Genomic DNA, 19,599 nt, shown 5'->3' with positions numbered 1-19,599 from the left:
TCAGCGGCCGGTGCCGTCACGAAGCGCGCCCGTCACGGCGCTCCGTCACGGTGCTCCGTCACGGTGCTCCGGGAGACGCCGCCTCATCCGACGTCAGCAGGATGACGTTGCCGTCCGGATCGTCGACCATCGCGGCGTACGGGCCTGCCGTCTGCGCAGGAGGCATCCGGCCGTGGTATCCCGCCGCGACCAGGTCGTGCCAGGCCCTGTCGACCAGCGAGTCTTCGCCGACATAGAACTCGAGCAGCTGCGCTGAGCGCCCGGGCAGCGGCGCCCACTCCGGGTCGTAGCGTGATGCGAAGCCGCTGATCAGCAGCAGCGTGACGCCGCTGCCCATGCGGTGCGCGACAAGCGGGCGCCCGTCCGTCGGCGGGTCGGGAACGTCGACTCCGAGGCGCCGGTAGAACGCGACGGAAGCATCCAGGTCCGCGACCTCGAGCACCACCATGCTGAGCTGGATCTCCATGCCCTGATTGTGCTCCGAACCCCCGACATGCCCTTCCTCAGCGCCTCACCTCTTGATAACCCAGGCGTATCAACTGGTGAGCGCAGCACCACCCCCTGTTCGGCAGTCGTTTTCGGCAACCCCGACCGCGTGGCACCCGCAGAAGGTGACTGGTGAACCGGCCTCCGCGTGTGTGAGCGGGAAGTTCAATACGGTTTTCGCAACATTCGGGCGGCACCGCCGACCACCGCGGCACCGCCGACCACCGCGGCATCCCGTCTCAGCCCTTGACCGACCCCGAGGTCAGCCCGCCGATGATGTAGCGCTGCAGCGCGAAGAACAGCACCAGCACCGGGATCGCGGCCAGCACCGCACCGGCGGCGAACAGCCCCCAGTTCGACTCCAGCTGGTTCGACACCCACTGATACATGCCCACCGCGAGGGTCCAGTTGTCCTCCGACACCAGCACGATCTTCGCGACGATGTAGTCGCCGAACGAGGCGATGAACGCCAGCAGCGCGACCACCGCGAGGATCGGCGTGACCAGCGGCATGATGATCCGCCAGAACACCTGCGCATGCGTCGCGCCGTCGATCTTCGCCGACTCGTCGAGCTCGACCGGGATCGTGTTGAAGAACCCATACATGAGGAACGTGTTCGTGCCGAGGGCCCCGCCCAGGTAGACGCAGATCAGCGCGAGCTTCGAGTCGAGCCCGAGCGCCGGGATCACATCGCCGATGGCCAGCAGCATCAGGTAGATGGCCACGAACGCCAGCGCCTGCGGGAACATCTGGATGATCAGCAGCGACGTCAGGCTCGTCCGCCGCCCGCGGAACCGGAAGCGCGAGAACGCGTACGCCGCGCACGCGCCCATGAGCACGGCGCCGATCGACGCGATCCCTCCGACCAGCAGGGTGTTGCCGTACCAGGTCCAGTACGCGGTCTGCCCGAGCGCCGCGAAGTTCGCGAGGTCGAACACGCTGAAGATCTCGTTGCTGGCCGCCAGGCTCCCACCCGGGTTGAACGACGCCGAGACGACGTACACCAGCGGGAACACCGCGTAGAAGATGATCACCAGCGCGAGGAGGTACTTCCATCCGACCTCGAGCATCCAGCGACGCCGCTGGCCGGGACGACGGGTGTGGGATGCCGCGGCCTGCGCGGCTGCCTGGGTGCTCACTGGAACTCCTCCAGTCGACGAGTCTGTCGGAAGGCGAACGCCGCGATGGCGCCCACGACGATGAACACGATGATCGAGAGGGCGCTGGCCAGGCCGTAGTCGGCGGCTCCCCCGGAGACGCCGGAGATGTCCCAGATCGCCGAGATCAGGATGTCGGTGGCGCCGAGTGCGTACGGCGCCCCGGGTATCGCCGGCCCGCCGTTGTTGAACATGTAGATGATCGTGAAGTTGTTGAAGCTGAACGCGAACGACGAGATCAGCAGCGGCGCGGTCGACACCAGCACGAGCGGCAGGATCAGCGAGCGCATCTGCCGCCAGCGGCCTGCTCCGTCGATGGATGCCGCCTCCAGCACGTCTCCGGGGAGGGACTGCAGCGCCCCCGTGCACACGAGGAAGTAGTACGGGTACGTCAGCCAGACGTTCACGAACAGCACCGCACCGCGCGCCAGCCACGGATCGCCGAGCCAGTCGATGTCCGCGCCGAAGAAGAAGAACTGGTTGATGACGCCGAACTCGGAGTTGAACATGCCCCGGAACAGCAGCGCCGACATGAACGCGGGGAACGCGTACGGCAGGATGAACAGCGTCCGCAGCAGCTTGCGCCCGCGCACCCGCGGGTCGTTGTAGATGATGGCGAACAGCAGGCCGAGCGCGAACGGCAGCAGCACCGAGAGGATCGCGAACGCGAACGTCCAGAGCGTCACCATCGCCAGCGGCTTGGCCATGCTCGCATCCGTGAACAGCCGGGTGAAGTTGTCGAAGCCGACGTTCACGACCCAGCCGGTGGGCAGCGTCGTGCCGTCGTCGGCCTGGAAGGTGCCCGACGCGGTCGCGTGGTAGACAGTGCCCGTCGCGCTGTCGGTGATGGTCTGGGATGCGGCATCCCACGTCATCGTCGATTTGTAGACCGCACCCGACAGTCCGTCGAGGGTGCGGATGGATCCGTCGTTCGGATCGTCGGAGATGGGCACGCGCAGCGAGACGACCTGCTTCTGCAGCGCCTGATCGCTGATGAGCGACTGGCGCGAGACGACCGTCCACCCGGGCACCTCGGTGGGGGCGCTCGTGCCCGACGCGACCGCCCCGGTCTCGACCTGCAGCGGCTGGTCCTCGGCGCCGACCTTGATCGTGCCGTTGTCGTTGATCGCGAAGCCCAGTTCGCTGCCGCGCTCGACGACGGCGAGCTGATAGGTGGGCGAGCCCTCCACGCGCCGCTCGCCCTGACTCAGCGCGGCCTGCACCGCCTGCTCCTGCGAGCCGACGTGGCCGGTGCCGTAGTTGGTGAACGCGATGTACGCGGTGTACCCGAAGATGAAGATCTGGAAGACCAGGAGGAACGCCAGCCCCGGCAGCAGGTATTTGAGGGGGAGCGCCTTCTTCGTGAAGTAGACGACGTCGGCGATGATCAGCAGCGCCACCGCGACGCCGAAGATCACCCACGAGCCCACCTGGAACGCCTCGAAGGCGGCCATGATGCCCATCGCGTTGACGAGCGCCATGAGCACGAGCTTGACGAGGAAGCCCCAGCCGAGGCCGTCCCACCGACGCGCGTGCGACTCGCCGGGCGCGCGGCTTCCACGGGTGTGGCGGGGTCCGGGGGCGGTCTGCGTGACTTCAGACGACGACGTCATTGTTCCTCCTGAGGGCGATCTGTGCGCAGAGCCCCGGGAGCGGGTTCGGGTCCCGCTCCCGGGGAAGGGGTGTCAGCTGATCGCCTTCTCGAGGTCGGCGACCATCTTGTTCCAGGTCGACGTCGGGTCGGCCCCGTTGATGATCTGCACCTGAGCGGCGTTCCACAGATCCCACACCGAGCCCATCTCGGGGATGCTCGGCATCGGGACGGCGACCTTCGTCTGCGCGAGGAAGCCGGCGGTGTTCGGGTCGGAGGCCACGTCGTTGGCCAGGTCAGTCCACGCGGGGATGCGCGGGTCGGCCTCGTACAGGGCCTTCTGCGCGTCGTAGGTGGCCAGGTAGTTGGTCAGGAACTCCTGCGCGACCAGCTGGTTCTTGCTCTGCGAGCTGATGTAGAAGCCCTGCACTCCCACGAACGGCGACGCGGTCTCGCCACCGGCCGACGGCACGGGGTTGACCTTCACCTTGACGCCCTTGGCGGTCAGCGCCTCGATGGCCCACGGGCCGGCGACGGTGTAGGCGGCCTTGCCGGCGGCGAACAGCTCGTTGTTGGTGTCGTAGTTGATCGTGGTCGAGATGATGCCGGTGCCCTTCTTGCCGTTGTCACCGAGCCACTTCGCGAACGCCACGCCGCTGTCGCCGCCCATGCCGACCTGGTTCGTGTACGAACCCGCGTCGTCCTGGACGAACACCGGGGCGCCGAACGACGTCTGGAACGGGTACATGGTGTACGCATCGCCCGTCTGGCCCGCGGTCTGGATGACGAACGGTCGCTGGGCGCCCGAGGCCTTGCCCTTGGCGATCATGTCGTCCCAGGTCTTCGGCGCGTCCTCACCGACCAGATCGGTGTTCTGGATGAGCGCCACGGTCTCCAGCGAGTACGGCAGGGCGTAGAGCTGGCCGTCGTAGGTCATCGCCTCGAGAGCGACCTTCTCGAACGAGCCGGCCTTGTCGCCGAGGTCGATCGTCGAGACGACGCCGGCCGAGACGAGCGCGCCGAGCCAGTCGTGCGCACCGATCGTGATGTCGGGGCCCGAGCCGGTCGGGACCTGGTTGATGAAGTCGTTGCGGATGTCGTCGAAGTTCTTCTGGACCAGCTTGATCTTCGCGCCGGTCTCTTCTTCGAACGTCTTCGCCGCCGCCTCGATGGCGGGCTTGCGGTTCGCGTCCGTCCAGATCGTGAGCGTGACGCCCGTGGCGTCGATCGCCGTCTCGCTCTCAGCGGGCTTCGCGGTGCTGCCACCGCCGCTGCAGCCTGCCAGGAGTGCGGCCGTCGACGCCAAGGCGACGATGCCGAGTCCCATCTTTCGCATATCCGGTTCCTCCCCGGGTTGTGTGCCCCTGGCCGGCCGGCCGTGGGCGCCTGTTCATTGGTGTGTGGTGCGGATGACCGCGACCGCTCCGGCCGCGATCTCGAAGCCTTCGTCGGACGCCGCGCCCGAGACGAGGTCCACGCCGCGCGCGACGAGCGTCGCGGGTTCGTCGGCGTGGTTGACGGCGACGACGTAGTCGGCGTCGGCGCCGTGACGGGTGACGACCTCGAGCCCGGCTGGCTGGGCGGCGCGCTCGATGCCGGCGTCGGCGTACACGGCGGTGAAGACGTCTGCCAGGCCCGCGGCATCCAGCCTCGTGCTCACGTACCAGCCGACGCCCCGACCGTGCGCGTTGCGGGTGATCGCGGGCGCGCCCGCGCTCGGTCCGTCGACGTGGGCTGCGACCGCCTGCGCGGTGGTGAGGACGAGGTCCTCCTGCCAGGCGTCGGCGGTCAGCTCGCGCCCGTCCCAGCTCACCCGGGAGCTCTCGCCCTCGCGCAGCGGCAGGAACTCCTCCACCCGCAGGCCGAGCGCGGGCTCGAGCGGTGCGCCGAACCCGCCGATGTGCACCGCGTCGTTCTCGTCGACGACCGCCGAGAAGAACGAGACCAGCAGCGTGCCGCCGTTCTCGACGTAGCGGTTGAGGTTCTCGGCGTCGGCGACGCGCAGCAGGTACTGGGCGGGCGCGACGACGAGCTTGTATCCGGAGAGATCCTGCCCGGGCAGCGCGAAGTCGACGGTCACGCCGTCGCGCCACAGCTGCTCGTAGTAGGCGCGGATGCGCTCTTTGTGGGTCACATCGACCGACGGGCGCCACTCGAGGTCCTGCGCCCAGAACGATTCGAAGTCCCACAGCACTGCGACGTCGGCCGCGACGCGCGAGCCGCGCACCTCGCAGAGTCGGCCGAGTGCTGCGCCGAGGTCGACGACCTCGCGCCAGACCCGCGAGCCGGTGCCGGCGTGCGGCAGCATCGCGGAGTGGAACTTCTCGGCGCCCGAGCGCGACGCGCGCCACTGGAAGAAGAGGATCGCGTCGGCGCCGCGGCCCAGGTGGGTCAGCGAGTTGCGGGCCATCTCGCCGGGGCGCTTCGCGATGTTGCGCGGCTGCCAGTTGACGGCCGAGGTGGAGTGCTCCATGAGGATCCACGGCGCGCCGCCGCCCACGCTGCGGGTCAGGTCGGCGGCCATGGCCAGACCGATCTCGCCCTCGGTGTCGGCGGCCCAGAGATAGTGGTCGTCCGAGACGATGTCGACCTCGCGGCCCCACGCCCACAGATCGGTGGTCCAGCTCTGGTTCGCCATGAAGTTCGTGGTGATCGGCTGCGAGGCGTGCGCACGGATCGCGTCGCGCTCGGCGATGAAGCACTGGCGCAGCTGGTGGTCGGTGAAGCGGGCGAAGTCGAGGCGCTGGGCGGGGTTGACGACCGACGGCGCGGCGGCGGGCGCCCCGATGTGCTCCCACGCCGTGTAGTGCTGCCCCCAGAACGCGGTGCCCCAGGCGGCGTTGAGCGCCTCGAGCGTGCCGTACTTCTCGCGCAGCCAGTCGCGGAACGCCTGCACCGACTGCGGCGAGTAGTCCTCGCCGACCGGCACGCCGTACTCGTTGTGCACGTGCCAGAGCACGACCGCGGGGTGGTCGCCGTAGCGCTCGGCCAGCGCCGTGGCGATGCGCACGATGGCGGCGCGGTACGCGGGCGACGACGGCGAGGCCATGCCGCGGGCGCCGAAGCCGAGGATCGTGCCGTCGGCGGTCTGGACGCGGGACTCGGGATGCTGCGCGAAGAACCAGGCCGGCGGGGAAGCCGTCGGCGTGCCGAGGTCGACGGAGATGCCGTTCTCGTGGAGCAGATCGATCACGTCGTCGAGCCAGGCGAAGTCGAACTCGCCCTCGGCGGTCTCGATGAGCGCCCAGGCGAAGATGCCCACGCTGACGAGGTTCACCCCGGCATCGCGCATCAGCGCGACGTCTTCGCGCCACGTCTCGCGGCTCCACTGCTCGGGCGTGTAGTCGCCGCCGTAGGCGATGCCCTGCAGGTCGGGCCAGCGTTCGTGCGAGGTCATGATTCTCCGTTGCATCCAGGACTGTGACCGGTCCCAGTGTGCCTCCCGTGAAGGCGTTCACGCAACTCGCGGAGAGGCCTTCGTTACCCAACCGTGACAGCGTGGGGAGGGATTCACTGTGCACGGTCACAGTACGCACGGATGTTCGCTGCACGCCCGGGCGTGTTCCGGGGTAAAGTCGCTGCGTGAGCGAGCGAACGACAGCGGGCAGACGGCCGACGATCCGCGACGTGGCCGCGGCCGCGGGAGTCTCGCGCGGCACCGTCTCGCGCTACATGAACGGAGGCCACTGGGTCTCTCCCGAAGCGCGCACGGCGATCGAAGACGCGATCGCACGCACCGGGTACACTGCCAACCAGCATGCGCGCAGCCTCGCCACCGGACGCGCCGACTCCCTCGCGTTCCTGGTGACCGAGCCGCAGCAGCTGCTGTTCGCCGATCCGACCTTCGCGCGCCTGCTCAAGGGCGCGGCCGAGGCGCTCGCGCAGCGGTCGATGACGCTCGTTCTGCTCGTGGCATCCACTCCCGCCGAACGCGAGACCGTCACCCACTTCGTGCAGGCGGGCCACGTCGACGGGGTGATGCTCATCTCATCGCACGAGGCCGATCCGCTGCTCGAGAAGCTGGTGGCCGCCGGCGTTCCAACCGTGAGCTGCGGCATCCCGCTCGGCCACGACGTCGAGGTCGGCACGGTCTCGGTCGAAGAGGAGGAGTCGGCCCGGACGATGGTGCGCTACCTGCGCGAGCGGGGCTACCGTCGCATCGCGATGATCGCGGGGCCCGCCGACACTCCCGGCGGCCGCTACCGGCTGAAGGGCTTCCGCGACGAGCTGGGCGACGCGTTCGATCCCGACCTGGTCGCCGACGGCGACTATTCGTTCGCGTCGGGCGCGAACGCGCTCGAACAGCTGCTGCGCGCCGATCGCGACTTCGACGCCGTGTTCGCGGCGAACGACCTGATGGCCGCGGGTGCGGTGTCGGCGCTCCGCCGTGCGGGACTGCGCGTGCCCGATGACGTCGCGGTCGCGGGCTTCGACGACTCGGGGCTCGCCGAGACGAACGAGCCGCCGCTGACCACGATGCGCCAGCCGTGGGAGCGGATCAGCGCCGAGATGGTGTCGCTGCTGCTCGAGGCGGTCGAGGGCGCGACGCCGCGCGCGGTGACGCTGCCGACGACGCTCGTGCGGCGGGCGAGCGCCTGAGACTCAGGTGCGCAGCAGCCGGAACTCGTGACGGCGCAGCAGCGTCAGCAGCGCGGTGGCCGGAAACCCGAACGCCCGTCGGCCGGCATCCGTCGGATAGGGCTCGATCGCGACGATGCGGTGCGGGATGCCGCGGACGACGAGCTCGCATCCGCCGGCGGCCACCACGTTGCGGTACCAGTTGACCTGTTCGCCGTAGGTGAGTTCGGCGATGAAGCCCTCGGGCACCGCGGCGACGATGATCGGCGTCTCGTACACGGTTCCGCTCTTGCGTCCCACGTGCCGCACCAGGCTGAACGGGCCGCGGCCGGTGCGCGCGAGGGCGCTGGTCCACCGGTTGAGGGTGTTCTTCAGCAGCCACAGCCATGCGCGGCGAAGCGGGCCCATGCGTCGAGGATACGGCGTTCGTCACCCCGCGGGTTCGGGCTCGGGGACGGGCTCGACGAGCGCAGGTGCCGGACGCTCGCCGAGCTTGACGATGACGACGCCGACGAGCACGAGCGCGCAGCCGACAGCCTGCAGCGCGTCGGGCAGCTGGCCGAGCAGCATCCATCCGAACAGCATGGCGGCGGCGACCTCCGCGAGGGCGATGAACGACGCCAGGCGCGAGCCGAGCATGCGGGTCGAGACGATGCCGAGCACGTAGGCGAGCGCGGTGGCGAACAGGCCGATCGCGAGCACCGGCACGAACCACGGCACCGTGCCGAAGCGATACGTGACGTCGTGGGTCGACCATGCCATGGGCAGGATGCCGATCGCGCCTGCGAGCGTCAGGGCGACGGCGCCGAGCAGCAGACCGAGGCCGGCCAGGGCGATCGGCGGCAGTCCGGTGTCGCTGCGCGCCGAGAGCACGAAGTAGGCGGCGGCGCCGACCATCGCGCCGAGCGCCCAGAGGATGCCCGCGCCGTCCACGCGTGCGCCGGTGAGGATGTCGAGCATGAGCACGAGCCCGCCGAAGGCGATCACGGCGCCGAGGATGACGCGCCCGGTCGGCCTCTCGCCGCGCCGCACCCACAGCCACAGCACGACGGCGACGGGTGCGGTGTACTCGATGAGCAGGGCGATGCCGACGTCCATGACGGCGACCGCTTGGAAGTAGAAGAGTTGCGTGGCGGTGACCGCGAGCAGTCCGTAGAGCACGATCATGCCGGCGTTCCTGCGAACGGTGCGCCAGCGCCCGCGCAGGGCGAGCAGCGTCGGTGCGAGCAGCACGAGGGCGGCGACCCACACGCGCACGGTGACGGCGGCGCCCGGTGTCCAGCCGGCGTCGATGAGTCCGCGAGCCCAGGCCCCCGACATCCCGAACGACAGCGCGGCGGCGAGGGCGACCAGCACACCCGTACCGACACGGGGGTGGATGTCACTGGTCACAGTACTCATGATCGATGACAGTACGCCGTCGATGTGTAAGATGTCAACATGGTCTTCACCGATGACACAGAAGAAGTGCTGCGCACGGCGGTGTGGTTGGCCAACAGCGCGGAAGACCCCGACACCCTGGTGACGCGTGCGGACTTCGACGGATTCCTTCGGGAGCACCCCTACACGGGGCGGATCGATCGGGATGCTGCGGAGCTCGAAACTCTGCGCGGATTGCGGCCACGCCTGCGCCGGATGCTGCTGGCTCCCCGCGACGACATGGTCGCGGAGGTGAACGCGGCGCTCGCGTCGGTGACCGTGACGCCGCGGCTGGCGCGGCATGAGGGCGTGGACTGGCATCTGCATGCGGTGGCGGATGATCGGCCGCTGCCGGAGCGAGTTCTCGTGGAGACGGCGATGGCGCTGATCGACGTGATCCGCGCCGAGGAGGGCAGTCGCATCACGGTGTGCGCCGACGACGAGTGCGAGGCCATCGCGCTGGATCTCTCGCGCAACCGTTCGAAGCGCTATTGCTCGACCGCGTGCGCGAACCGCAATGCGGTGGCGGCATATCGCGCGCGGCGCGCCGCCGACTCCGGGCGCTGAGCGACGACGTGCGCGCGCGACGACCGCGCCGCGCTACACTTCCTGCGTACACGGGAGTCCGGTGAGCCGGGCTGAGAGGAAGGTCTTCAACCTTCGACCGTCGAACCTGATCCGGATCATGCCGGCGCAGGGAGGCAGCATTCTCGACGTGTGCGCGGCACCGCGTCGCGCACACACCCGTGCCTACCTCTGAGGAGAAAGGGCACGCAACGTGCATTCCGTCACGCAGGAAACCCCGCAAGAAACGCAAGGCACCCCGACACCGCAGGAGTTCGGTGTCGGCGGGCGCATCACCCTCGCGGTCATGAGCGACGACTACATCGACGTCATCCTCACCGCCCTCGCCGAGGCGGCGGCCGACGCCGCGGAGCTCGACGTCGCCACCGACGACGTGAGCACCTGGGCGACCGGCGACGAGACGGCGCTGGCGACCTACTTCGCACGCCTGATCGCCGCGGCCTCGCGCGGCGGCCGTCATGTGAGCGCGACGGTGATGTTCTCGCGGGGATGCCCCGGCGAGGTGCGCTGCGCGCTGCCGACCGGGCGCGGCCTCGTCTCGCCCCTCCCGGTGGTGCCGCCGACCGGCGTCACCGCGTCGGCGCAGTGGGCGCTGTATCCGCTCGACGACAGCGGCACCGCCGACCACATGCGCGACATCCACGCCGCCATCGAGGCCGCGCGCGAGAACGGCAGCTTCGTGCGCAGCGACCGCTACACGACGCGCCTGCACGGCGACGTCGCGACGGTCCTCGAGACCGTCGCGGGCGGCTGGGTGCGCGTCGGCCGCACGGTGCCGCACGTGACCACGCACGTCACGATCTCGGTGAACAGCCCGAGCGAGGTCACGGCATGAGCGCGCCCGCAGAAGCTTTCGAGACCGCCGCGACGGCGCGCGAGAACCGCGGCTGGACCCTGCGCGACATCATGCTCGTGGTTGTGCTCGGCGTGGTCGCCGGCTTCCTCTACTGGGCGCTCGTGCAGGCCTGGACGTGGCTGTCGGTGCTCGCCGGCCCTCTCGGCGACATCACCCAGCACGTACTCCTGGGCGGGTGGCTGCTGGTCGCCCCGATCGCCGTGGCGATCGTTCGCCGCCCGTTCGCGGGCGTCGCCGCCGAGATCCTCGCGTCGGTGATCGAGGTCGTCTTCCTCGGCTCGGCCGTCGGCCCGCTGCTGTTCGTTGCGGCGGGCATCCAGGGCGCCGGCAGCGAGCTCCCGTTCGCACTGACCCGCTACCGCCGTTACGGATGGCTGCAGTACGCGCTCTCTGGCGCACTCGGGGCCGGGTTCGTGTTCTTCTACTCGGCGTTCCGCTCGGGCTGGTACGGCACCGATCTGTTCTGGATCCGCCTCGTGGTCCAGGTGCTGTCGGGCATCGTGTTCGGCGGGCTGCTGGCGAAGCCGATCGTCGCGGGCCTGGCCCGCACCGGCGTGGTCGACAACTTCGCGATCGGTCGCGACCGTGCCGCACGCGCTGACTGAGCACGGGCGAGCGCCGGCGCGCACGGGAGCGGACGTGGATGCCGCATCCGTCGCCTTCGGCACACGCACGGTGCTCGAGGGCGTGAGCGTCGACTTCCCTCCCGGCAGCCGCACGATCGTCTTCGGCCCCTCGGGCGCCGGCAAGTCGACGCTGCTCGACGCCCTGTCGGGCGTCGTTCCGCACTCGGTGACCGCGACCATGCGCGGGCGCGCGACGGTCGGCGGGATCGCGACCGCCGAGACCACCGTCGTCGAGCTCGCCCGCACCGTCGGCGCGCTCGCGCAGGACCCCGACGCGCAGCTGTGCATGGTCGACGTCGACGCCGAGGTCGCCTTCGGGCTCGAGAACCACGGCGTCGCGCGCGGCGATATGGACGCCCGCATCACCGCGTCGCTGGAGGTGGTGGATGCCGCAGACCTGCGCGGCCGCGGCATCCACTCCCTCTCCGGCGGGCAGCGCCAGCGGGTGGCTCTCGCGGCCGTGCTCGCGTCCGAACCCGGGGTGCTGCTGCTCGACGAGCCGACCTCGATGCTCGACGCCGATGGGGTGGTCGCCGTGCGCGCGGCCGTCGATGCGGCCGTCGCCGCCACCGGCGCGACCACGGTGCTCGTCGAGCACCGTCTCGACGATCTGGCCGATGCGGGGGCGATGCCCGAGCGTGCGCTCGTGCTCGACGACGCCGGGCGCGTGGCGCCGACCGGCGCGACGGCCGAGGTGCTGGCGAGCCACGCGGCTGCGCTGCGTGACGCGGGGTGCTGGCTTCCGCTCGACGCCGAGCTGCAGGCGATCACCGGGACCCCGGGCGGGCTCGAGGCCGCGGCGAATCGTGCATACCTCGATGCACTGCCGCGGGCCGCGTCCGGCGCCGTGCCCGACCCCGGGCCGACGCTGCTCGAAGCGCAAGGCCTGAGCGTCGGCGCATCGGAACCGGTGCTCGACGACGTGTCGCTCGACCTTCGTGCGGGCGAGGTCGTGCTGCTGCTGGGCCGCAACGGCGCCGGCAAATCGACGCTGCTGCGCACGCTCGCAGGCCTCCAGCGGCCTCTCGGCGGGACGGTGACGAGCCGGGAGGCCCGCCGTCCCGCCGGGATGGTCTTCCAGAACCCCGAGCACCAGTTCGTGGGGCGCACGGCGGCCGGCGAGATCGCGCACGGGCTCGACGGCGCGCCGGCCAGGCGCGGGAGGCGGCGGCGTGGGGACGCCGCCTCCTCCGCGCGCGTCGAGCGCGCCCTGGCCGCGCATCGCCTGGGGCACGTGCGCGAGAGCAGCCCGTACCGCCTGTCGGGTGGTGAGAAGCGACGCCTGAGCCTGGCCGCGATGCTCGTGCACGACCGGCCCGTGCTCATCGCCGACGAACCCACCTTCGGGCTCGACCGGCGCGATGCCCTGCAGGCCGCGCGCCTGCTGCGAGGCGCCGCCGCCGACGGACGCGCCGTGCTCGCGGCATCCCACGACCTCCGCTCGCTGGCCGCCGTCGCCGACCGTGCGATCGTCATCGACGAGGGGAAGGTCGTCCGCGACGGCGACCTCGCCGACGTGCTGCGCGACGGCCCCCTGCTGCGCCGCGCGGGCGTGCGGGTGCCGCGGCTGATCGAGCACCTGCTGACGCGCTGCCGGACGACCGCGGACCTGCACGCCGCACTCGACGCCTACGACGGAGTGCCGTCGCGATGAGCACGGGCTCTCCGACCGACCTCCGCCGCCATCTGGCGGGCCCGCTCGCGCGACGCAATCCGAGCGTCAAGCTCGCGCTGCTGTTCGCGGTGTCGCTCGCGCTGCTGTTCGTGTTCGACGTGCCGACGCTCGCGGTGCTCTACGTCATGGCGGTCGCGGCGGTGCTTACGGCACGGGCCGTGCCGGTGCGCACGCTCGTGCTCGGGCATGTGCCGTTCGTCGCGTTCGCCGTCGGGCTCTTCGTCGCGAACACGCTGACGCGGCCGGGCACGGTGCTGTGGCAGGCCGGCCTGCTGCGCATCACGCAGGAGGGCCTCGACATCGGCCTCGCCCTCGCGCTGCGCACGCTCGCGACCGGAGTGCTCTCGATCGCGTTCATCGTGTCGACCGATCCGGTCGCGCTCATGACGAGCGCGCACCAGCACCTGCGCCTCGACATCCGCGTCTCGAGCGCGCTGCTCGCGGGGTATCGCATGCTGCAGACGATGGGCGCCGAGTGGCAGACGATCCGGGCGGCGCACCTCGTGCGCGCCCCGATCGGACGGGACGGGATGCCGCGGCTCGGCCCCTCCGGCCACGTCGCGGCCGCGGGGGCGCTGCTCATCGGCTCACTGCGTCGCGGCGAGCGCATCGCGCGGGCGCTCGAGCAGCGCGGGCTGGGCCTCGCCCCACGCACGGTGTGGCGGCCGGTCGCCCTCACGGCGCGGGATGCGCTCTTCGCCGCGGGCGTGCTCGCCGTGCTGGCGGCCGTCCTCGTCGCGTCGGCTCTGACCGGGTCGCTCACCGGTCCGGGCGCCCTGTTCGGCGCGGGGTGAGGGCGGCGCCGCTACCGCTTCTTCTTGCGCAGCCGTTCGTACCATCCGCTCACGCTGATCGCCGTGGGCACGTCGTGACCCGCGAGGTAGCCCGCGGCGAGTCCCGTGAAGCGCGCGCCGCACTCATCGCAGAGCAGACGAGTGGCGGTGCGCACGCCCGCTCCCACGATGACCTTCTGGCACTGCTCGCAATGCTGTGGCATGCCCGCAGTATGGCACGAGTGGATGGCGCGACCCGCGGCATCCACCCCTCAGCGGATCGGGTGATCGTGGATCGGCGAGGAGAGATGCGTGCCGTTCAGCTCGAGGTACACCTGCCGCTCGGTGACCGAGAGGGTCATCTCGTTGCGGCGTTCGACGAGTGCCGCGGCCGCGTCGACGAACCCCGGGTCGAAGCTGTGCACTGTGATCGCGTCGGCGTCGTGGATGGTCTTGCCGGCCCACTGCGCGATGACCTTCGCGGGGTCACGGTGTGTGTACACCGTGGTGCGGTCGGCGAGCTTGCTGCCGAAGTGCAGGCGGGCGGCATCCGGTGCTCCCACTTCGATCCACGCCGTGACCCGGCCCGTCAGATCACGCACCAGCACGGCCGGCTCGTCGGTCGCCGAGATGCCCTCGCTGAACGCGATGCCCTCCTCGTACTCGAGGCAGTACGCGAGCAGCCGCGTGATCATGTACGCGTCGGTCTCGGAGGGATGCCGCGCCAGGCGCAGCGCCAGCTCCTCATAGACGCCGCGATCGACGTCGGCGAGGTGCACCTCGAAGGTGTGGATCGTCGCTCCGGTAGCCATCGCGATCGAGCCTACGCGCCGTGCAGCCGCCCGCCGCCCCAGCCCCCGCCGACCGACCCCAGGGGCGCCCTGCCGGTACCCCTTTCACGGAGGACTCCCGCAACACGTGGGAACGGCGTTCGATGGGACATGTACCGAGCAGGAGGAGCCCACAATGACGACGAACGACACCGGCACGACCGGCTGGACCGGCGGGAAGAACGCCTTCGGAGACTTCGCTCCCGGAATGGTGCACTACACCGACAAGGTCCTCTTCGACGAGGTCTGGGCGCGTGACGGCCTGTCGCCGCGCGATCGCAGCCTCGTCACCGTGGCCGCGCTGACGGCGCTGGGCAAGACCGACCAGCTGCGGTTCCATCTCGGGTTCGCGCGCCGCAAAGGCGTCACCGATGAGGAGCTCCAAGAGGCGCTTCTGCACCTGGCCTTCTACACCGGCTGGCCGAACGGCATGGCCGCGACATCCGTCCTGAAAGAAATCGTCGAGAACGAGGAGAGCGCATCATGACCGCGCAGTTCGACCAGATCTTCCCCCTCGGGGAGCCCAACGACGTCTACGCGCAGTACTTCATCGGCCAGAGCTACCTGGCTCCCCTCACCGGAGGTGACGTGCCCGTGAGCAACGTGACCTTCGAACCGGGATGCCGCAACAACTGGCACATCCACCACGGCACCGGCGGCGGCGACCAGGTGCTGATGTGCACGGCCGGCAGCGGCTGGTATCAGGCCGAGGGCGAAGAGCCCGTCAGCATGGAGCCCGGCACCGTCATCCGCGTGCCGGAGGGAACCAAGCACTGGCACGGGGCGAAGGCCCACGCGTGGTTCTCCCACGTCGCCTTCATCACCCCCGGCGAGAACCTCAGCAACGAGTGGCTCGAGCCCGTCACCGACGCGGTGTACGACGAGCTGCCCCCAGACGAACGGAGAAGATGCATGAGCATCCTGAATGAGAACTACACCCTGACGAACGGCGTCGAGATCCCGAAGCTCGGGCTCGGCACCTGGTTCATCGACGACGCGGCCGCGGCCGACGCGGTGCGCGCCGCCATCGAGCTCGGCTACCGCAACATCGACACCGCGCAGGCGTACGGCAACGAGCGCGGCGTGGGCGAGGGCGTGCGCGAGGGCGTGCGCAGCGCCGGCGTCGCCCGCGAGCAGCTCTTCGTGTCGACGAAGCTCGCCGCCGAGATCAAGGACCACGACGAGGCCGTGGCCGCGATCGACGAATCGCTTGCGAAGCTCGACATCGGTTACATCGATCTGATGCTCATCCACGCGCCACAGCCGTGGGACGACTTCCGCGGCGGCGACTACTCCGAGGGCAACCTCGCCGCCTGGCGCGCCCTGGAAGAGGCGCACCGCGCCGGAAGGATCCGGGCGATCGGGGTGTCGAACTTCCTGCCGGGAGACCTCGACAACATCCTCGAGCACGGCACCGTGGCACCGCACGTGAACCAGATCCTCGTGCACGCCGGCAACACCCCGAGCGCGCTGCTCGAGTACTGCGCGGCGAAGGACATCCTCGTCGAGGCCTACTCCCCCATCGCGCACGGCGAGATCCTGAAGAACGCGCACGTCGCCGCCATCGCCGAGAAGTACGGCGTCTCGGTGCCACAGCTGTGCATCCGCTACACGCTGCAGCTGGGCACGGTGTCGCTGCCGAAGACCGCGAACCCCGACCACATGCGCAGCAACGCCCAGGTGGACTTCACGATCTCCGATGAGGACGTGCGCGCGCTGCGCGAGCTCGACGAGAGCGACTACGGCGACGCGAGCGCGTTCCCGGTGTACAGCGGCAAGTAGGGCACTGCGGCCGCGCAGGGCGGCCGCAGATCTGGCGCTGTTGCGCGCCGCGCCGGGCGTGCGCGTGCAACAGCGCCAGATGTGTGAGGGCCACCGCGGCGCCGGCGTGCACGGCGCCCGCGCCTCAGCGTCGCGCGCCCGAGCGAGGACGGAAGCGCCCCCGAGTGAACGGCAACGCAGGTGCGCGGTAGACCAGCGCCGGCGCATCGCCGGGCTCGAGCGCGTACTCCGCCTGCCCGAAGCGCCAGAGGCGGTTGAAGAGGAAGACGCCGATCGTCACGGTCTCGTCAGACGGGACCTGCCAGGTGCCGACGCCCCACTGCGCGGGCTGCCCGCGCCCGGCGATGACGACGGTCGGGCGGATTCCGAAGTACAGGGCGAACCACGGCTTGTGCAGCGTCAGCTCGATGCGGTGAACCGACGCATCGGCGCCGCTCACTCCGGCGCCCGCCTGTCGGCGGCGGGTTCAACGGCACGTGACATGGGACTCCTGTCGCTCTGTCAGTCCAGGGTGACCGGCCTTGTCGGCGACGTCAAACCGGGGCGCGGGTTCGCCTTCGGATGGCCACCCCGACTCAGGTCGCGCCCGGCCACGGCGGATAGGGTGGCGGGGTGACCACGCCTGCCTCGCCGAGCCCGGCCCCCGCACCGCGGCCGGGATTCATCTACTTCTTCGGGCGGGTCATCCTGCGGCCGCTGTTCTGGCTCCTGTACCGCCCGCGCATCGTGGGTCGAAACAACATCCCCGCGCGCGGGCCGGTGCTGCTGGTGAGCAACCATCTTGCGGCGCTCGACGCTCTCATCATCCCGACGTCGGCGACCCGGCCCGTGCAGTTCCTCGTCAAGTCGTCGTTCTTCACGGGCTCCGGGCTGCTGGGCCGCGTCAAGCGGTGGTTCTTCACCTCGGTCGGGGGCGTCCCGGTGCTGCGCGCGGCCGGTCGCGACGCGCGCTCCGCACTCGATGCGGGCAGCAGCATCCTGCGCGCCGGCAGCGTGTTCGCGGTGTTTCCCGAGGGAACCCGCTCCCGCGACGGCAAGCTGCACGAAGGCCACAGCGGCGCGGCGTGGATGGCCCGCAGCACGCGTGCCGCGGTCGTGCCCGTCGGACTGATCGGGACCGGCACCGCCACGCCGCTGGGTCATCTGCTGGGCAAACCCCGCGTCGAGGTGCGCTTCGGCACGCCGCTCGACCTGTCCGACCTGGACGGCGTACCGGACGGCAAGGCCCGTCGCGAGATCACCGCGCGCATGATGGACGCCATCGCACACCTGAGCGGGCAGGAGCGCTCGGGCAGCGTGAACGCGTCGTCGCGCGACTGAGCATTTCCTCCGCCTGCTTCGCGATGAGGTCGTCGCCGCCGACGATCTGACACACCGCGCTCGGCGCCACAAGATGTCGGACGGATGCGCGCCCTGCGGCGCCTGTCGTTTAGACTCCCGTCTACGGTCCCCCCGCCGTACGACGCCGTGGCCTGTGGGCACGCCGCCGTCTCCCGCACGCGGGCTTCGCCCGCCCTCTTCTCGGAGTACCGATGGTTCGAGTACAGGCGACCACGCCCACCGGCGAGCCACCGACGCGCGCCGCCGCCCGCTCTGCGCAGCGGCGGAGGAACTCGCGGATCCTCTTGGCTGTCAGCATCCTTCTCGCCGTCGCCCTGGTCGCCGTCATCGGGGTCATCTTCCTGCATCGAGCCACCGGTGACGCCCCCACAGGGGGCGCTGCCGCCGCCGCATCGGGCGACTGCCTGCCCGCGGATACGCGCATCACGGCCGATCCCGCCGTCGCCGACGCGCTCGAGGCGATCATCGCCGACACCGGTTGCTCTGACGTCGCGATCCACTCCGAAGACAGCGCCGTGACCGCGGCCGCACTCGCCGCCGGCGGCGACCCCGACTTCGACCTCTGGGTGCCCGACTCGGCCATGTGGCCGGCGCAGGTGACTCGCCTGGCCAAGACGTCGGGGGTGGATGCCGCGGGTCTGGTCGTGGGCGACACCATCGCGAGCACACCGGTCGTCTTCGCGGCGACCGAGACGACGGCCACAGCGCTCTCCGCCGCCGGCGCCGACCTCAGCGGGCTCGCCGACGGCTCACTGTCGGTGGTGCTGCCCGATCCCACCACGGCCGCCGCGAGCGACGCGGCACTGCTGGCTCTGCAGAAGGCCGTCGACGGCGACGCTCGCACCTTCACGGGGCTCGTCCTCGCACTCGAGACCGGCGTCGTCGACACCCCGGCGAAGGCACTCGAGGTTGCCTCGACCGCGAAGAAGCCGACCATCGCCGTGGCCACCGAGCAGGCGCTGCAGGAATACAACGCGTCGGCCAAGACAGCGCTCGTGCCGATCCCCCTCTTCGACGCGACACCGGTCGTCAGCATCCCGATCGTGACGGCGGCCGGCTCTTCCGCCGACGTTCTGGCGGCGGCCACGTCACTCGCATCGACCGTCGCCGGCGGCAGCGATCGCCTGTTCGCCCATGACCTGCGCGACGCGGCCGGCGCCGCCGACGGCGCCGAAGCCGTCAGCGTGGGCACCGATGCCACGATGAGCGCCAACCGGGCCGAGGTGCTGCGCACCTGGCAGGTGCTCACCGCACCGTCGCGCATGCTCGCGCTGAACGACGTATCGGGATCGATGAACGAGCCGGCCACCAAGGACCTCAGCCGCATCGCCCTGTTCGAGAAGGCCGCGGTGCGCGCCATCAACTCGCTGTCGACGGACTCGTCGCTGGCCATCTGGGTGTTCTCGAGCAGACGCATCGGTGGACAGGACTGGCAAGAGGTCGTGCCGTTCGGCTCGCTCGGCGATCCGAAGCAGAAGCAGACCATGATCGACACCGCCAACAAGCTCGACGACTATGTCGGCGGCGGCACAGGCCTCTACGACAGCGTGCTCGCGGCCGTCGAGTACATGCAGGACAGCTACGTCGAGGGTGAGGTCAACCTCGTGCTGCTGAACACCGACGGCGTGAACGAAGACGACGACGGGCTCGACCTCGACGGGCTGCTCACGAAGCTCAGGGCGCTGCACGACCCGGCCAAGCCGGTGTCGGTGATCGCGATCGGCTACGGCCCCGACACCGACCAGGACGCCCTCGAGAAGATCGCCGCGGCCACCGACGGCGCCGCGTATCAGGCACTGGCCCCCACCGACATCACGTCGGTGCTGGTCGATGCCGTGACGCAGCGGGGCTGCCGCCCGAACTGCGGGTAGTGCGTCGCGGCACGCTGCACGGCGGCGCG

At 70.4% G+C, this 19,599-nt stretch carries 20 protein-coding genes and 1 riboswitch; of the genes, 10 read left to right on the top strand and 10 right to left on the bottom strand.

Going from position 1 to position 19,599, the window contains the following annotated elements; translation table 11 throughout:
• Positions 1-58 precede the first annotated feature (58 nt).
• The 5 genes from ABMQ42_RS03480 to ABMQ42_RS03460 all read right to left on the bottom strand — a co-directional run bounded on the left by ABMQ42_RS03480 (position 59) and on the right by ABMQ42_RS03460 (position 6,631).
• Entirely contained in the window at positions 59-466 is a 408-nt protein-coding gene (locus ABMQ42_RS03480) for a VOC family protein (protein WP_349721423.1), read from the bottom strand.
• A gap of 259 nt (positions 467-725) precedes the next feature.
• Entirely contained in the window at positions 726-1,556 is an 831-nt protein-coding gene (locus tag ABMQ42_RS03475) for a sugar ABC transporter permease (protein ID WP_349721516.1), read from the bottom strand.
• Positions 1,557-1,621: 65 nt separating this feature from the next.
• Complete coding sequence (locus ABMQ42_RS03470; RefSeq protein WP_349721421.1) at positions 1,622-3,256, bottom strand: ABC transporter permease subunit; 1,635 nt, start codon at positions 3,254-3,256, stop codon at positions 1,622-1,624.
• A gap of 72 nt (positions 3,257-3,328) precedes the next feature.
• The gene (locus tag ABMQ42_RS03465; RefSeq protein WP_349721420.1) at positions 3,329-4,570 is read right to left on the bottom strand and encodes a sugar ABC transporter substrate-binding protein; all 1,242 of its coding nucleotides are present in this window, start codon (positions 4,568-4,570) and stop codon (positions 3,329-3,331) included.
• Between the two features lie 54 nt (positions 4,571-4,624).
• Entirely contained in the window at positions 4,625-6,631 is a 2,007-nt protein-coding gene (locus ABMQ42_RS03460) for a beta-galactosidase (RefSeq protein ID WP_349721419.1), read from the bottom strand.
• Positions 6,632-6,816: 185 nt separating this feature from the next.
• Here ABMQ42_RS03460 and ABMQ42_RS03455 point away from each other — a divergent pair, with 185 nt between their 5' ends.
• The gene (locus ABMQ42_RS03455) at positions 6,817-7,833 is read left to right on the top strand and encodes a LacI family DNA-binding transcriptional regulator (protein ID WP_349721417.1); all 1,017 of its coding nucleotides are present in this window, start codon (positions 6,817-6,819) and stop codon (positions 7,831-7,833) included.
• Between the two features lie 3 nt (positions 7,834-7,836).
• Here the strand turns inward: ABMQ42_RS03455 and ABMQ42_RS03450 are convergent, their stop codons facing one another.
• Together ABMQ42_RS03450 and ABMQ42_RS03445 are read right to left on the bottom strand one after the other, a co-directional pair.
• Positions 7,837-8,220 carry a PNPOx family protein gene (locus tag ABMQ42_RS03450; protein ID WP_349721415.1) on the bottom strand — a complete coding sequence of 128 codons (384 nt, stop codon included), beginning with the start codon at positions 8,218-8,220 and terminating at the stop codon, positions 7,837-7,839.
• A gap of 21 nt (positions 8,221-8,241) precedes the next feature.
• The gene (locus tag ABMQ42_RS03445; protein ID WP_349721414.1) at positions 8,242-9,213 is read right to left on the bottom strand and encodes an EamA family transporter; all 972 of its coding nucleotides are present in this window, start codon (positions 9,211-9,213) and stop codon (positions 8,242-8,244) included.
• Between the two features lie 39 nt (positions 9,214-9,252).
• Between ABMQ42_RS03445 and ABMQ42_RS03440 the strand changes: the two genes are divergently transcribed.
• The 5 genes from ABMQ42_RS03440 (at position 9,253) to ABMQ42_RS03420 (ending at position 13,767) form a co-directional block, all read left to right on the top strand.
• On the top strand, positions 9,253-9,798 hold the full coding sequence (locus tag ABMQ42_RS03440) for a CGNR zinc finger domain-containing protein (RefSeq protein ID WP_349721413.1): 546 nt from the start codon (positions 9,253-9,255) through the stop codon (positions 9,796-9,798).
• 40 nt (positions 9,799-9,838) lie between these two features.
• Positions 9,839-9,948: riboswitch (TPP riboswitch) on the top strand.
• Between the two features lie 61 nt (positions 9,949-10,009).
• Entirely contained in the window at positions 10,010-10,651 is a 642-nt protein-coding gene (locus ABMQ42_RS03435; protein WP_349721412.1) for a YkoF family thiamine/hydroxymethylpyrimidine-binding protein, read from the top strand.
• A complete protein-coding gene (locus tag ABMQ42_RS03430; RefSeq protein ID WP_349721411.1) occupies positions 10,648-11,277 on the top strand; it encodes an ECF transporter S component in 630 nt (209 codons plus the stop codon). Before ABMQ42_RS03435 ends, ABMQ42_RS03430 begins: the two co-directional genes overlap by 4 nt.
• A gap of 34 nt (positions 11,278-11,311) precedes the next feature.
• Complete coding sequence (locus ABMQ42_RS03425; RefSeq protein ID WP_349721410.1) at positions 11,312-12,952, top strand: ABC transporter ATP-binding protein; 1,641 nt, start codon at positions 11,312-11,314, stop codon at positions 12,950-12,952.
• Positions 12,949-13,767 carry an energy-coupling factor transporter transmembrane component T family protein gene (locus ABMQ42_RS03420; RefSeq protein ID WP_349721409.1) on the top strand — a complete coding sequence of 273 codons (819 nt, stop codon included), beginning with the start codon at positions 12,949-12,951 and terminating at the stop codon, positions 13,765-13,767. Before ABMQ42_RS03425 ends, ABMQ42_RS03420 begins: the two co-directional genes overlap by 4 nt.
• Positions 13,768-13,778: 11 nt before the next feature.
• On the opposite strand, the gene ABMQ42_RS03415 is transcribed toward ABMQ42_RS03420, so the two are convergent.
• Together ABMQ42_RS03415 and ABMQ42_RS03410 are read right to left on the bottom strand one after the other, a co-directional pair.
• Positions 13,779-13,970 (bottom strand): hypothetical protein, encoded by a 192-nt coding sequence (locus ABMQ42_RS03415; protein WP_349721408.1) that lies wholly within the window; start codon positions 13,968-13,970, stop codon positions 13,779-13,781.
• Between the two features lie 48 nt (positions 13,971-14,018).
• Positions 14,019-14,558 carry a YaeQ family protein gene (locus ABMQ42_RS03410; protein WP_349721407.1) on the bottom strand — a complete coding sequence of 180 codons (540 nt, stop codon included), beginning with the start codon at positions 14,556-14,558 and terminating at the stop codon, positions 14,019-14,021.
• A gap of 154 nt (positions 14,559-14,712) precedes the next feature.
• Between ABMQ42_RS03410 and ABMQ42_RS03405 the strand changes: the two genes are divergently transcribed.
• Together ABMQ42_RS03405 and ABMQ42_RS03400 are read left to right on the top strand one after the other, a co-directional pair.
• Complete coding sequence (locus tag ABMQ42_RS03405; RefSeq protein WP_349721406.1) at positions 14,713-15,063, top strand: carboxymuconolactone decarboxylase family protein; 351 nt, start codon at positions 14,713-14,715, stop codon at positions 15,061-15,063.
• Positions 15,060-16,358 carry an aldo/keto reductase gene (locus ABMQ42_RS03400; protein ID WP_349721405.1) on the top strand — a complete coding sequence of 433 codons (1,299 nt, stop codon included), beginning with the start codon at positions 15,060-15,062 and terminating at the stop codon, positions 16,356-16,358. The genes ABMQ42_RS03405 and ABMQ42_RS03400 overlap by 4 nt, the downstream gene beginning before the upstream one ends.
• A gap of 124 nt (positions 16,359-16,482) precedes the next feature.
• On the opposite strand, the gene ABMQ42_RS03395 is transcribed toward ABMQ42_RS03400, so the two are convergent.
• Entirely contained in the window at positions 16,483-16,797 is a 315-nt protein-coding gene (locus ABMQ42_RS03395; RefSeq protein ID WP_349721404.1) for a hypothetical protein, read from the bottom strand.
• A 173-nt stretch (positions 16,798-16,970) separates the two neighbouring features.
• Here ABMQ42_RS03395 and ABMQ42_RS03390 point away from each other — a divergent pair, with 173 nt between their 5' ends.
• Positions 16,971-17,678, top strand: a complete 708-nt coding sequence (locus ABMQ42_RS03390) for a lysophospholipid acyltransferase family protein (protein WP_349721403.1) — start codon at positions 16,971-16,973, stop codon at positions 17,676-17,678.
• Positions 17,679-17,983: 305 nt separating this feature from the next.
• Positions 17,984-19,570: a VWA domain-containing protein gene (locus ABMQ42_RS03385; protein ID WP_349721402.1), complete on the top strand. Its 1,587-nt coding sequence runs from the start codon at positions 17,984-17,986 to the stop codon at positions 19,568-19,570.
• The last annotated feature ends 29 nt before the right edge of the window (positions 19,571-19,599 follow it).

The sequence above is a fragment of the Microbacterium sp. KR10-403 genome, assembly GCF_040196215.1.
Taxonomy (GTDB): domain Bacteria; phylum Actinomycetota; class Actinomycetes; order Actinomycetales; family Microbacteriaceae; genus Microbacterium.
Note: the sequence above shows the minus strand (reverse complement) of the source record. Positions and strands in the feature narration are given on the sequence as shown.